An 11,542-nucleotide genomic window follows, 5' to 3' on the forward strand; every position below is an offset into this window, starting at 1 on the left:
CGGTCCCGGGGCGCACGCGGGCGCCCCGGGAAGTCGGCGTCAGGAGGCGAGGCTCCCGGCCCACGGATACGACTTCAGGTAGGGGTCGGGCTTGATCGGCTCACCCGAGTTCCAGACCTCCTTGATCAGCCCGTCGGGCTGGATGATGCCGATGCGGGCCGTCTTGTACATGTGCTGCGTCTCGCCGTCGATGGTGACCAGGCCCTCGGGACGCTCCAGCGCGATCCCGCCGGAGGCCTTCTTCACCGCTTCGACCTCGGTGGTGCCGGCCTTCTTGACCGCCTCGGCCCACAGGTAGACGGCGTTGTAGCCGGCCTCCATCGGGTCGGAGGTGACCTTGGCGTCGCCGTACTTGGCCTTGAAGGCGGCGACGAACTTGGTGTTGGCCGCGTTCTCGGTGGTCTGGTAGTAGTTCCACGCCACCGGGTGGCCGACGATGTTGTCGACGCCGATTCCGGTGACCTCCTCTTCCGCCACGGAAACCGAAAGCACCGGCATCGACTCGGCGGTCACCCCGGCGCTCTTCAACTGCTTGAAGAAGGCCACGTTGCTGTCGCCGTTCAACGTGTTGAAAACCGCGTCGGGCTTCGCCTGAACGACCTTGTTGGTCAAAGTGGAGTATTCGGTGTGACCGAGCGGGGTGTATTCCTCGCCGAGAACCGTCATTCCGTTCGCGGCGGCGTAGGCCTTGATGATTTTGTTGGCCGTACGCGGGAAGACGTAGTCGCTGCCGACCAGGAAGATCTTGGTCTTGCCCTGTTCCTTCAGGTAGTCCAGACCCGGGATGATCTGCTGGTTGGTCGTCGCGCCGGTGTAGAAGATGTACGGGGAGGACTCCAGGCCCTCGTACTGGACCGGATACCAGAGCAGCGCCTTGTGGCGTTCGAAGACCGGGAGCATCGCCTTGCGCGACGCGGAGGTCCAGCCGCCGAAGACGGTGGCGACCTTGTCCTGGCTGATCAGCTTGTTGGCCTTCTCGGCGAAGGTCGGCCAGTCGGAGGCGCCGTCCTCGACCACCGGTTCGAGCTTCTTGCCGAGCACGCCGCCGGCGGCGTTGATCTCCTCGATGGCGAGCAGCTCGGCGTCGCGGACCGTGACCTCGCTGATGGCCATCGTGCCGCTCAGGGAGTGCAGCAGGCCGACCTTGATGGTGTCGCCGCCCGCCGCGGCGCCGCCACCGGTCGTGCTCTCGGTCGGTTCACCGCCGCAGGCGGCCAGAACCAGCACCAGACCCGCGCCCACCGCGGTCCGTAAGAATGCGTTGCGCAATGAATTTCCTCCTTGCCGATACGGCCCCCGCACCGACCCGTCTGCCGCAAAGGTGATCGAACGCGATTTCCCGGGAAAATCGGTGAGGTTAATAGCCGATTACCGAAACTTCACTCAATCAATGAACGCGGCGGACGGCGCTATCATTGACCGGGAGCGCCGGAAAACTCGGAAACGCGTCCGTCATCGCGCGGAAACGCCATTGAAACCGATCTTTCTTAGGGTCCGGCCATGCGGCTCACCCCACACGAGCAGGAACGCCTGCTCATTCACGTAGCGGCCGGCGTCGCGCGCGACCGGATGGACCGGGGCCTGCGCCTGAACCATCCGGAGGCCACCGCGATCATCGCGTCGTTCCTGCTCGAAGGGGCCCGCGACGGCCAGTCGGTCGCCGAACTCATGGACGCCGGCCGCAAGGTCCTGCGCCGTCAGGACGTCATGGAGGGCGTGCCGGAAATGCTGGACTCCGTCCAGATCGAAGCCACTTTTCCCGACGGCACCAAGCTCGTCACCGTCCACCACCCGATCTCATGACGGTTCCCGGAGAGATCGTCCCCGGCCCCGAGCCCGTCCCGCTGAACCCGGGGCGCGAGCGGGTGACCGTGCGCGTGGTGAACATCGCCGACCGGCCCATCCAGGTGGGCTCCCACTACCATTTCGCCGCCGCCAACCCGGGGCTGGAGTTCGACCGCGAGGCCGCCTGGGGCCACCGTCTCGACGTGCCGGCGGGCACCGCCGTCCGGTTCGAGCCGGGCGTCGAGCGTGACGTCACCCTGGTGCCCATCGCCGGGAAGCGGGTCGTGCCCGGCCTGCGCTCCGAATGGGCCGGCCCTCTCGACGGGAGCCCGCATGCCTGAGACCCGCATTCCTGAGATCGGCCGCGCCCGGTACGCCGCCCTCTACGGCCCCACCACCGGCGACCAGATCCGCCTGGCCGACACCGACCTGTTCATCCAGGTCACCGACGACCTGGCGATGGGCCCCGCCGGAGCCGGCGACGAGGCGGTGTTCGGCGGCGGCAAGGTGATCCGCGAGTCGATGGGCCAGGCCCGCGCCACCCGCGCCGAGGGCGCCCCCGACCTGGTCATCACCGGTGCGGTGATCCTCGACCACTGGGGCGTCGTCAAGGCCGACATCGGGGTGCGCGACGGCCGGATCGTCGCCATCGGCAAGGCCGGCAACCCCGACACGATGGACGGGGTCCACCCCGATCTCGTGATCGGCCCTTCGACCGAGATCCTGGCCGGCAACGGCAAGATCGTCACGGCCGGGGCGGTCGACTCCCACGTCCACCTGATCTGCCCGCAGATCGTCGACGAGGCCCTGGCCAGCGGCGTGACCACCCTGGTCGGCGGCGGCACCGGCCCGGCCGAGGGCACCAAGGCGACCACCGTCACCGGGGCCTGGTACGTCGGCCGCATCCTGGAGGCGATGGACGGCATGCCCGTCAACGTCGCCCTGCTCGGCAAGGGCAACACCGTCAGCAGCGAGGCGCTGCTGGAGCAGCTGAGGGCGGGCGCGTCGGGCTTCAAGCTGCACGAGGACTGGGGCACCACCCCCGCCGCGATCGACGCCTGCCTCGCGGTCTGCGACGTGACCGGGGTGCAGGTCGCCATCCACACCGACACCCTCAACGAGGCCGGATTCGTCGAGTCGACCCTGGCCGCAATCAACGGCCGGAGCATCCACGCCTACCACACCGAGGGCGCCGGGGGCGGGCACGCCCCCGACATCATCAAGGTCGCCGGGGAGCGCAACATCCTGCCGTCGTCGACCAACCCGACCCGGCCCCACACGGTCAACACCCACCACGAGCACCTCGACATGCTCATGGTCTGCCACCACCTGAACCCGTCGATCCCCGAAGACCTGGCCTTCGCCGAATCCCGCATCCGCCCGTCGACGATGGCGGCCGAAGACGTCCTGCACGACCTCGGCGCCATCTCGATGATCGGCTCGGACTCCCAGGCCATGGGCCGCGTCGGCGAGACGATCATCCGCACCTGGCAGACCGCCCACGTCATGAAGAAGCGCCGGGGCGCGCTGGAGGGCGTGGCCGACAATCTCAGGGCCCGCCGGTACGTCGCCAAATACACCATCAACCCGGCGATCGCCCACGGCCTCGACGCCGAGGTCGGCTCGGTGGAGGTCGGCAAGCTCGCCGACCTGGTGCTGTGGACCCCGGCGTTCTTCGGCGTGAAGCCCGACCTGGTGGTCAAGGGCGGCATGATCGCCTACGCCCAGATGGGCGACGCGAACGCCTCGATCCCCACGCCGCAGCCGGTCCTCCCGAGACCCATGTTCGGCGCCTACGGCGCTGCCCCGTCCCAGACCTCGGTCCACTTCGTCGCGCCGCTGGCCCTCGAAGGCGACCTCGCCGACCGCCTGCGGGTCGAGCGGCGACTGGCGCCGGTGGCCGACGTCCGGTCCCGGGGCAAGGAGTCGATGCCGCTCAACGACGCCCTGCCCGACATCGAGGTCAACCCCGACACCTTCGCCGTTAAGGTCAACGGCGAACTGATCGAACCGGCCCCGGCCGAGGTCCTGCCCATGGCCCAGCGTTACTTCCTCTTCTAGGCCACCGGCGATGGACGGTCTGCCCGGTCTGCTGCTGCTCGCCGACTCCCGGCTGCCCGCGGGCGGTCACGCCCATTCGGGCGGCGCGGAGGAGGCCTGCCGCATCGGCGCGATCTCCGGCCCCGAGGACCTGGCGCGGTTCCTTCGGGGCCGGCTCGCGACGGCCGGCCGGGTGGCGGCGGCGCTGGCCTGGTCCGCCTGCGCGGCGGCCGACGCCGAAAGCGCGTGGCGGCTCCTGGACGCCGAAGCCGACGCCAGGATCGCCTCGCCCGCCCAGCGGTTGGCCAGTCGGACCCAGGGCCGTCTGCTGGTCAGGACCGCGAAGCGGATCTGGCCGTCGGCGGCGCTCGCGGCGCTGGCCCGGGCCGTGCCCGACGGCGCCCACCATCCGATCGCCCTCGGCGTCGCCGCCCAGGCCGCCGGGTGCACGCCCCACCAGGCCGCCATGGCGGCCGCCTACACGTCCGTCACCGGTGCGGCCACGGCCGCGGTCAGGTTGCTGGGGCTCGACCCGGTGACCGTCCACCGCGTCCTGGCCGAACTCCCCTATGACTCGGTCATCGCCGAACAGCACGACTGGTCCGCGCTACCCGCGCACGCCGCCCCCGCTCTCGATCTGCTGGCCGAACAGCACCTACGTACGGAGGTAAGGCTCTTTGTCAGCTAACCACGATGACCACCACGACGCGCCCGACGGGCACGGCCGGGCGCTGCGCCTGGGCATCGGCGGCCCGGTCGGGAGCGGCAAGACCGCTCTGACCGCGGCGCTCTGCCGGAGCCTCGGGCCGTCGCTCCGCCTGGGCGTGGTGACGAACGACATCTACACGACCGAGGACGCCGACTTCCTGCGCAGGGCCGGCGTCATCGACCCCGACCGGATCATGGCCGTGCAGACGGGCTGCTGCCCGCACACCGCGATCCGCGACGACATCGCCGCCAACATCGACGCCGTCGAGACCCTGGAGGAGCGCTTCGGCCCCCTCGACCTGGTCATCGTCGAGTCGGGCGGCGACAACCTGACCGCGACGTTCAGCCGGGGCCTGGCCGACCGCCAGATCTTCGTCCTGGACGTCTCCGGCGGCGACAAGGTCCCCCGCAAGGGCGGCCCCGGCGTCACGTCGGCCGATCTGCTGGTGGTCAACAAGACCGACCTCGCCCCGATGGTCGGCGCCGACCTCACGGTCATGTCCCGTGACGCGGCGGCGGTCCGGGAGGGCAAGCCGGTCCTGTTCACCTCGATCCGCGAGGACAGGGGCGCCCACTCGGTGGCCGAATGGGTCGCCGGCATCGTCGAATCGTGGCGGCACCAGCACTCCCACAGCCACCTGTGATGACGAAAGCGCTGGTCCGGGCCCGTGCGATCCTTCGCACGGGCCTGGACGACCGGGGCCTCACCCGCATCGAGACCATGCGCTCCGACCCGCCGATCACGTTGCGGCAGACGGCCCCCGGAGAGATCCACCTGGTCAGCACCGGCGCGGGCCCTCTGGGCGGCGACCGGTTGAGACTCGACGTCGAGGTCGCCGAGGGCACCTCCCTGACGGTCCGCTCCATCGCCAGCACGCTGGTGCTCCCCGGCACCGGCCGCTCCCTGATGGAGATCCACGTGTACGTCGCCTCCGGCGCCACCCTGGTCTTCGCCCCCGAGCCGACGGTCCTGGCGGCCGGCTGCGACCACCGGATGACCACGTCGATCGAGCTCGCACGGGACGCGTCCCTGTTCTGGCGCGAGGAGATCGTCTTCGGCCGCCACGGAGAGCGGCCCGGCCGCTGCCACTCCCGCTTCGACGCGACGGTCGACGGCCACCCCCTGCTCCGCCAGGAGTTCGTCGTCGGCGACCCGGAAACCGACGCCAGCCCAGCGGTGTTCGGCACCGCGCGGTGCGTCGGCAGCACCCTCATCACGACCGAAACCGCGGCGGAGGAACCGAAAAGCGAGCCCAGAGAAGCGGAAGTCGCCGAAGGGGTCGCGGTGCTCCCACTGGCCGGTCCCGGCACTCTCGTCTCGGCGCTGGCCGCCGACGCCGTCGAACTCCGACATCGGCTCTCCTGGGGAGAGAGCCGCGTTCTCCCCTAGAGGGAGACGTGGCAACTAGGGTGGAGACGTGGCAACCGCACATCCCCCCACACCGGATCGAAGCGGAACAAGCACCTTGTTAGGGCTGGCCGTCGTGATAGCGGGGCTCGGCCTGGCCATGACCGGAGTGCTGCCCTGGTTCGGGATCAGCGCCACGTTCGGAGTCGTCAACGCCGACCTGACCGCCGTACACGGAACCGAGGACGCGGCCGGCTGGTGGGTCATGGGATCGGGCGTCGTCGCCGCCGGGCTGGGCGCGCTGGGGATCTCCCGCAGCCGGATCATCACCGGCCTGGCCATCCTGCCGGGCGCGGTCGCCGCGTTCTCGCTGGCCATGTTCCTGACCAGGCCCCATGGGTTCGACCGCCTCTCGATGGCCATCCCGGGCCTGGTCTCGGTCGAACCCACGATCATGTACGGCTGGTTCGCGGGCCTCGGCGCCTCGATCGTGGTCGCGGCGCTGGCCTGCCTCGCCCTCATGGGGCGTCGTCAGCCGCCCGATCAGTCGTAGAAGCCGAGCCGGCGCAGCTGCTTCGGGTCGCGCTGCCACTCCTTGGCGACCTTGACCCGCAGGTCGAGGTAGACGCGGCTGCCGAGCAGCGCCTCGATCTGCTTGCGGGCCCTGCTCCCCACGTCTTTCAGCCGCGAGCCGCCGGGGCCGATGACGATGGCCTTCTGCGAGTCGCGTTCGACGAACATGAAGGCGTACACGTCGAGAAGGTCGTCGCGCCCCTCACGGGGGCCCATCTCCTCGACGACCACCGCGATCGAGTGGGGCAGTTCGTCGCGCACGCCTTCGAGGGCCGCCTCGCGGATCAGCTCGGCGACCAGCACCTGCTCGGGCTCGTCGGTCAGCTCGCCGCCGGCGTAGAGGGGCGGCGACTCGGGCAGCCGGTCGATCAGCAGGTCGGCCAGCACGTCGAGCTGGTCGTCGCCCTTCGCCGACACCGGCACGATCTCGGCGAACTCGGCCAGCTGCGACACGGCGAGCAGCTGCTTGGCGACCTCCTCGCGGGAGGCCAGGTCGCACTTGGTGACCACCGCGATCACCGGCGTCTTCTTGACCGCGCCGAGCTTCTCGGCGATGAACCGGTCGCCCTTCCCGATGGGCTCGTTGGCCGGGACGCAGAACCCCAGCACGTCGACCTCGGTCAGGGTGGAGAGCACCAGGCTGTCGAGCCGCTCCCCCAGCAGGGTGCGGGGCCGATGCAGGCCCGGGGTGTCGACGATGACGAGCTGGGCGTCGGGCCGGTGGACGATGCCGCGGATCACCCGCCGGGTCGTCTGGGGCTTGGAGGAGGTGATCGCGACCTTGGTGCCGACCAGGGCGTTCATCAAGGTCGACTTGCCCACGTTGGGCCGCCCCACGAACGCGGCGAACCCCGCGCGGAACTCAGACACCGGCCGATCAGACATAGCGTCCTTTCAGCGAGCCGTCGAGGCCCGCGTGGAACAGGATCGCGTTGCCCAGGTCCTCCACCGCCGCGAGGTCTTCCTGCGCGGGTTCCTCGGCGTCGCTGACCAGCGCCGCGGCCTCCAGGCCCTGGGCGCCGCTCGACACCGCCGTCGCCACCGCGACCTGCACGGCGGTCAGCCGCAGCGAGGGCAGGTTCACGTCGGTCGCGACATAGGTCCGGCCGGTCTCGTCACGGACGGCGGCGCCTTCGGCGGTGCCGTTCCTGGCCCTGGCCGACCGGGCCAGGGTGAGGATCTTTTCGTCTTCAGGGTCGAGCGTCACAGGTCAAGGGTAGCGACCTTGCGGGACACCAATCGGGCCAGTTCCTCGGTCGTGCGGGCGTCGGCGCCGCTCATGCCGGCGTTCACCAGGCCGATCACCGCGCCGCCCTGGCGGGCCACGATCAGGTGCATCTCGTACGGATAGCCGCCGACCCGCCCGACCAGGCGGCGCGCGACGCCCCCGCCCTGGAGGATCTGCTCCGACACCGCGAGCGGGGCGACGGTCAGCCGGTTGACCTCACCGGCGGTCTGGTCACGGGCCGTGGTGCACTTGCGGGAGGCCTTGGCCAGTTCGTCCATCTGGTCGGCGGCCTCGCGGGAGCCGTACAGGGCGAGTGAGACGGCGGCCGTCTGGCCGACGCCCTCACCCAGGTAGCTGGCGGTGGTGGCGGCGGTCAGGCCCTTGCGGGCGGGCCGGCCGGCCATCAGGTTGAACAGGCGGCGGCAGGCCTGGACGACCGGTTCGAACGGTTCCTCCCAGCCGGGCCGCGACCGGGTGGCGAAGCCGCGCGGGATCTCGTCGAGGTCGGCGAACAGCGCCTTGATCTTGAGCGCCTGCGGGGTGGTGCGGGCGTCGCCCACGGGACCCGAGCCGCATCCGGCGACGGCGGCGGCGAGCAGACAGCAGGCGATGGTCAGTCTCGCCACGCGCATTTCCAGGTCCCCCCGTCGATATCCCTCGGGCTACATTCCCGAATAGCAACGGGCCTAAAAACATCATTAGGGGGCTCTCGCCGGACGAGAGCCCCCTAATCGATGATCCCCCTCAGATCAGCCGGTGCGCCGCGAACCCCTCCCGGCGCACCGATCGACCCCTTGTTCGGCGCCCCGAACCCCTCCCGGACGCCTTGGAGAAAGAATGCCCGGGATGACTTGCAAGCCGCTTAAAGAACGCTTGCGGAGAAACTCCTTGCCGGATGCAAGACACACCCAAGCAGGTGAGAGCATCCTTGGCACGTGACAACCGCGCCCGCCCACCACCGACGCCTCCTGCAGGAGTACGTCGGCAACGCCCGGCTCATGTCCCTGTCCGCCGTCGACGACGACGGGGCGCCGGCGCTCCTCCCCCTGCCCTTCCACGCGGCCTTCGGGCCCGACCGGCTCATGTTCATCGCCCACCGCGACCGCCCGCTGGTGGCCGGCCTGAAGACCCGTCCGAAAGTGGCGGGCTCCATCATCGCCGGCGCGGGGCGGGGCGTGACCTTCGCCGGCCTCGCGAGCGCCGCCGAGTCGCCCGACCCGGTCCGCCTGGCCCCGGGCGAGCGGCTCTACCGGATCGACGTGACCGAGTGGTTACTCTTCGACGAGCACGCCTACGAATACCGCGTCCACCCGATCAGGGCGTAGTCACTGATTCGCGGCTGATACACGGCTGAGGCAGGACGGCTGCCAGGTCCGCATATTCTGCTTCGGACCTGTTCCTGCGCCTTTGGAGACCAATGTCGGTTTCGGTGCTCCTCGTCGAGGACGACGAGGTGATCCGCAAGAGCGTCGGCATGGCCCTGGAGCGCTACGGCTACCGGGTCGACCCGGCGGCCGACGGCCTGACCGGTCTGGAGCGGTTCCACGCCGGCGACCACGATCTCCTGCTGCTCGACGTGATGCTGCCCGGCCTCGACGGCATCGGGCTGTGCCGCCGGGTACGCGAGTCGAGCCTGGTCCCGATCCTGATGATGTCCGCGCGCGGTGACGCCCTGGACGTCGTGTCCGGGCTGGAGGCCGGCGCCGACGACTACGTCGTCAAGCCCGCCGACACCTCCGTGCTGGTGGCCAGGATCCGGGCGCTGCTGCGCCGGGCCACCCCCGCCCCCGGCACCCCCCGGCTCGTCTTCGGCGACCTAACCGTCGACCCCGAGGCGCTGGAGGTGTACGTCGCGGGCGAGCAGATCTCCCTGGCCCCCACCGAGCTGCGGCTGCTGCTGGAGTTCGCCGCCAACCCCGGCATCGTCCTGGACCGTCAGACGCTCCTGCGCAACGTCTGGGACTACGGCTGGGACGGCGACAGCCGGGTCGTCGACCTGTGCGTCCAGCGGCTGCGCCGGAAGGTCGGGGCCGACCGCGTCGAGACGGTCCGCGGCTTCGGCTACAAGCTGCGGCGCTGAGATGTCCCGCTGGAGATCCCTGCGCTGGCAGATCGCCGCCCTGGTGGCCGTGGCGTCGGGCGTGGTGGCGCTGGCCGTCGGCGTTCTCGTCCACCAGAGCACCCTGGAGCGCTCGCTGGCCCTCGGCAGGGACCGGGCGCTGACCGCCCTGCTGGCCGGCCCGGCCGACCCCGGCCCGCTCCCGGCCGAGCTGACCGCCCGGCTCGGGGGTCCGGGCACCTTCGCCACCTGGTACGACGACCGCGACCCCGACGTCCCGTGGATGTGGGCGGCCGACGACACCGGTGCCGTCAAGATCGACATGGGCGGCGACCTGCGCAACCTGCGAGCCCTCGACCGCCACATCGTGCTCGCCTCGGCGGGCGTCCTGGGCCTGGTGGTCCCGCTGGCGGCGCTGGCCGCCGAACTGCCCAACCGCCGCCTGCGACGGGTCGCCCGCACCGCCCGCCGCATCGCCGAAGGCGACCTGGAGGCCCGCACGTCGGCCGGGCGCGGCGGCGACGAGATCACCGGCATCGCCGCCGCCGTCGACACGATGGCCGCCGCCCTGCACGACCGCCTGCGCGCCGAGCAGCGGTTCACCGCCGACGTCGCCCACGAGCTGCGCACCCCGTTGATGGGCCTGGTCACCTCCGCCGAGCTCCTGCCGGACGGCGAGGTGACCGAGCTGGTCCGCGACCGGGTCGGGGTGCTGCGCGTCCTCGTGGAGAACCTGCTGGAGATCTCCCGCCTGGACGCGGGCGCCGAGTCCGCCGACCGGGTGGCCGTTCCGCTGGGCGGGTTCGCCCGCGACTGCGTCCACCGGACGGGCCTGACGGCCGAGGTGACCGTCCACGGCGACCCGATCGCCGAGACCGACCCCCGCCGCCTCGACCGCATCCTGGCCAACCTGGTCGTGAACGCCCACCGCCACGGGAATGGCCCGGTCGAGGTGCGCGTGGCGGGCACGACGATCACCGTCCGCGACCACGGGCCGGGGTTCCCCGAGCCGCTGCTGGCGGAGGGGCCGCAGCGGTTCCGGACCGGCACGAGCGAACGCGGCCGGGGGCACGGCCTGGGGCTGACCATCGCCACCGGGCAGGCCAGGGTCATCGGCGCGCGGCTCTCCTTCGCCAACGCCCCCGGCGGCGGCGCGGTCGCCACCGTGCGGCTGAACTGATACACGGCCAAGCGCCCGCCGACATCCGGCTTCCGCAGTACTGACACCTACGCCGACCAGCCTGAACGCATCCACCCGATGCCGATCAGGAACGGACGTTCACTCATGTACCGGTGGCTGGTGCCCCTGCTGCTGACCTTCACGACCACCACCTGCGCGGCCGCCCCCGTCGGCGTCGCGGACGGATTCGTCGCCGACGGAGCGCACGTCTCCCCGTTCGACACCCGCCTGCCCGCGATCGCGAACCTCGACCCCGCCCTGCTGCGGGCCGTGCAGGAGGCCGCCCGGGACGCCGCCGACGACGGCGTGGAGATGTTCCTGACCACCGCCTGGCGCAGCGAGCGCTACCAGCGGCAGCTGTACGAGGAGGCCATCACCAAGTATGGGAGCGAGCGGGAGGCCCGCCGCTTCGTCAGCACCCCCGACCGCTCCCGCCACGTCACCGGCGACGCCGTCGACGTCGGACCCACCGACGCCGACGACTGGCTCAACCGGCACGGCCGTGCATACGGCCTCTGCCAGACGTACGCGAACGAGATGTGGCACTTCGAGCTGGCCACCGGGCCGGGCGGCGCCTGCCCCCCGATGCGGGCCGACGCGAGCGCCTGACCCCCTCGGAGA

At 71.0% G+C, this 11,542-nt stretch carries 15 protein-coding genes; 11 read left to right on the forward strand and 4 right to left on the reverse strand.

What is annotated here, in order from left to right:
* Nucleotides 1-39: 39 nt before the first annotated feature.
* A complete protein-coding gene (gene urtA / locus FDA94_RS10995; protein ID WP_246059740.1) occupies nucleotides 40-1,269 on the reverse strand; it encodes an urea ABC transporter substrate-binding protein in 1,230 nt (409 codons plus the stop codon).
* Nucleotides 1,270-1,500: 231 nt separating this feature from the next.
* Here urtA and FDA94_RS11000 point away from each other — a divergent pair, with 231 nt between their 5' ends.
* The 7 genes from FDA94_RS11000 to FDA94_RS11030 all read left to right on the forward strand — a co-directional run bounded on the left by FDA94_RS11000 (nucleotide 1,501) and on the right by FDA94_RS11030 (nucleotide 6,434).
* Nucleotides 1,501-1,803 (forward strand): urease subunit gamma, encoded by a 303-nt coding sequence (locus FDA94_RS11000; RefSeq protein WP_030450727.1) that lies wholly within the window; start codon nucleotides 1,501-1,503, stop codon nucleotides 1,801-1,803.
* Complete coding sequence (locus FDA94_RS11005) at nucleotides 1,800-2,126, forward strand: urease subunit beta (RefSeq protein ID WP_137246957.1); 327 nt, start codon at nucleotides 1,800-1,802, stop codon at nucleotides 2,124-2,126. The genes FDA94_RS11000 and FDA94_RS11005 overlap by 4 nt, the downstream gene beginning before the upstream one ends.
* 7 nt (nucleotides 2,127-2,133) lie before the next feature.
* Entirely contained in the window at nucleotides 2,134-3,846 is a 1,713-nt protein-coding gene (locus FDA94_RS11010) for an urease subunit alpha (RefSeq protein ID WP_137247059.1), read from the forward strand.
* 10 nt (nucleotides 3,847-3,856) lie between these two features.
* Nucleotides 3,857-4,513, forward strand: coding sequence for an urease accessory protein UreF (locus FDA94_RS11015; RefSeq protein ID WP_137246958.1), 657 nt, complete (start codon nucleotides 3,857-3,859; stop codon nucleotides 4,511-4,513).
* Nucleotides 4,503-5,177 carry an urease accessory protein UreG gene (gene ureG, locus FDA94_RS11020; protein WP_137246959.1) on the forward strand — a complete coding sequence of 225 codons (675 nt, stop codon included), beginning with the start codon at nucleotides 4,503-4,505 and terminating at the stop codon, nucleotides 5,175-5,177. The genes FDA94_RS11015 and ureG overlap by 11 nt, the downstream gene beginning before the upstream one ends.
* The gene (locus FDA94_RS11025) at nucleotides 5,177-5,923 is read left to right on the forward strand and encodes an urease accessory protein UreD (protein ID WP_137246960.1); all 747 of its coding nucleotides are present in this window, start codon (nucleotides 5,177-5,179) and stop codon (nucleotides 5,921-5,923) included. The genes ureG and FDA94_RS11025 overlap by 1 nt, the downstream gene beginning before the upstream one ends.
* A 76-nt stretch (nucleotides 5,924-5,999) precedes the next feature.
* The gene (locus tag FDA94_RS11030; protein WP_212735272.1) at nucleotides 6,000-6,434 is read left to right on the forward strand and encodes a hypothetical protein; all 435 of its coding nucleotides are present in this window, start codon (nucleotides 6,000-6,002) and stop codon (nucleotides 6,432-6,434) included.
* On the opposite strand, the gene era is transcribed toward FDA94_RS11030, so the two are convergent.
* Genes era through FDA94_RS11045 form a run of 3 tightly spaced genes read right to left on the reverse strand, consistent with a single transcriptional unit; the run spans nucleotide 6,425 to nucleotide 8,314 of the window.
* Nucleotides 6,425-7,339: a GTPase Era gene (era, locus tag FDA94_RS11035; protein WP_137246962.1), complete on the reverse strand. Its 915-nt coding sequence runs from the start codon at nucleotides 7,337-7,339 to the stop codon at nucleotides 6,425-6,427. The genes FDA94_RS11030 and era overlap by 10 nt on opposite strands.
* A complete protein-coding gene (locus tag FDA94_RS11040) occupies nucleotides 7,332-7,661 on the reverse strand; it encodes a cytidine deaminase (RefSeq protein WP_137246963.1) in 330 nt (109 codons plus the stop codon). The genes era and FDA94_RS11040 overlap by 8 nt, the downstream gene beginning before the upstream one ends.
* Nucleotides 7,658-8,314 carry a hypothetical protein gene (locus FDA94_RS11045; RefSeq protein WP_170990884.1) on the reverse strand — a complete coding sequence of 219 codons (657 nt, stop codon included), beginning with the start codon at nucleotides 8,312-8,314 and terminating at the stop codon, nucleotides 7,658-7,660. The genes FDA94_RS11040 and FDA94_RS11045 overlap by 4 nt, the downstream gene beginning before the upstream one ends.
* A gap of 303 nt (nucleotides 8,315-8,617) precedes the next feature.
* Here FDA94_RS11045 and FDA94_RS11050 point away from each other — a divergent pair, with 303 nt between their 5' ends.
* The 4 genes from FDA94_RS11050 to FDA94_RS11065 all read left to right on the forward strand — a co-directional run bounded on the left by FDA94_RS11050 (nucleotide 8,618) and on the right by FDA94_RS11065 (nucleotide 11,530).
* Nucleotides 8,618-9,007: a pyridoxamine 5'-phosphate oxidase family protein gene (locus FDA94_RS11050; RefSeq protein ID WP_137246965.1), complete on the forward strand. Its 390-nt coding sequence runs from the start codon at nucleotides 8,618-8,620 to the stop codon at nucleotides 9,005-9,007.
* 92 nt (nucleotides 9,008-9,099) lie between these two features.
* The gene (gene cseB / locus FDA94_RS11055; protein ID WP_137246966.1) at nucleotides 9,100-9,762 is read left to right on the forward strand and encodes a two-component system response regulator CseB; all 663 of its coding nucleotides are present in this window, start codon (nucleotides 9,100-9,102) and stop codon (nucleotides 9,760-9,762) included.
* Between the two features lies 1 nt (nucleotide 9,763).
* Complete coding sequence (locus FDA94_RS11060; protein WP_137246967.1) at nucleotides 9,764-10,921, forward strand: sensor histidine kinase; 1,158 nt, start codon at nucleotides 9,764-9,766, stop codon at nucleotides 10,919-10,921.
* A 105-nt stretch (nucleotides 10,922-11,026) separates the two neighbouring features.
* Nucleotides 11,027-11,530 carry a M15 family metallopeptidase gene (locus FDA94_RS11065; RefSeq protein ID WP_246059743.1) on the forward strand — a complete coding sequence of 168 codons (504 nt, stop codon included), beginning with the start codon at nucleotides 11,027-11,029 and terminating at the stop codon, nucleotides 11,528-11,530.
* Nucleotides 11,531-11,542 lie beyond the last annotated feature (12 nt).

Origin of the sequence: Herbidospora galbida (genome assembly GCF_005233835.1) — a bacterium.
In the GTDB taxonomy this organism is placed as follows: Bacteria; Actinomycetota; Actinomycetes; order Streptosporangiales; family Streptosporangiaceae; genus Herbidospora; species Herbidospora galbida.

Bases quoted from the DNA above. Each gene is read 5' to 3' on its own strand.
- FDA94_RS11000 (WP_030450727.1), top strand. From the start codon at position 1,501: ATGCGGCTCACCCCACACGAGCAGGAACGCCTGCTCATTCACGTAGCG.
- FDA94_RS11005 (WP_137246957.1), top strand. From the start codon at position 1,800: ATGACGGTTCCCGGAGAGATCGTCCCCGGCCCCGAGCCCGTCCCGCTG.
- FDA94_RS11015 (WP_137246958.1), top strand. From the start codon at position 3,857: ATGGACGGTCTGCCCGGTCTGCTGCTGCTCGCCGACTCCCGGCTGCCC.
- FDA94_RS11025 (WP_137246960.1), top strand. From the start codon at position 5,177: ATGACGAAAGCGCTGGTCCGGGCCCGTGCGATCCTTCGCACGGGCCTG.
- era (WP_137246962.1), bottom strand. From the start codon at position 7,339: ATGTCTGATCGGCCGGTGTCTGAGTTCCGCGCGGGGTTCGCCGCGTTC.
- FDA94_RS11045 (WP_170990884.1), bottom strand. From the start codon at position 8,314: ATGCGCGTGGCGAGACTGACCATCGCCTGCTGTCTGCTCGCCGCCGCC.
- cseB (WP_137246966.1), top strand. From the start codon at position 9,100: ATGTCGGTTTCGGTGCTCCTCGTCGAGGACGACGAGGTGATCCGCAAG.
- FDA94_RS11060 (WP_137246967.1), top strand. From the start codon at position 9,764: ATGTCCCGCTGGAGATCCCTGCGCTGGCAGATCGCCGCCCTGGTGGCC.
- FDA94_RS11065 (WP_246059743.1), top strand. From the start codon at position 11,027: ATGTACCGGTGGCTGGTGCCCCTGCTGCTGACCTTCACGACCACCACC.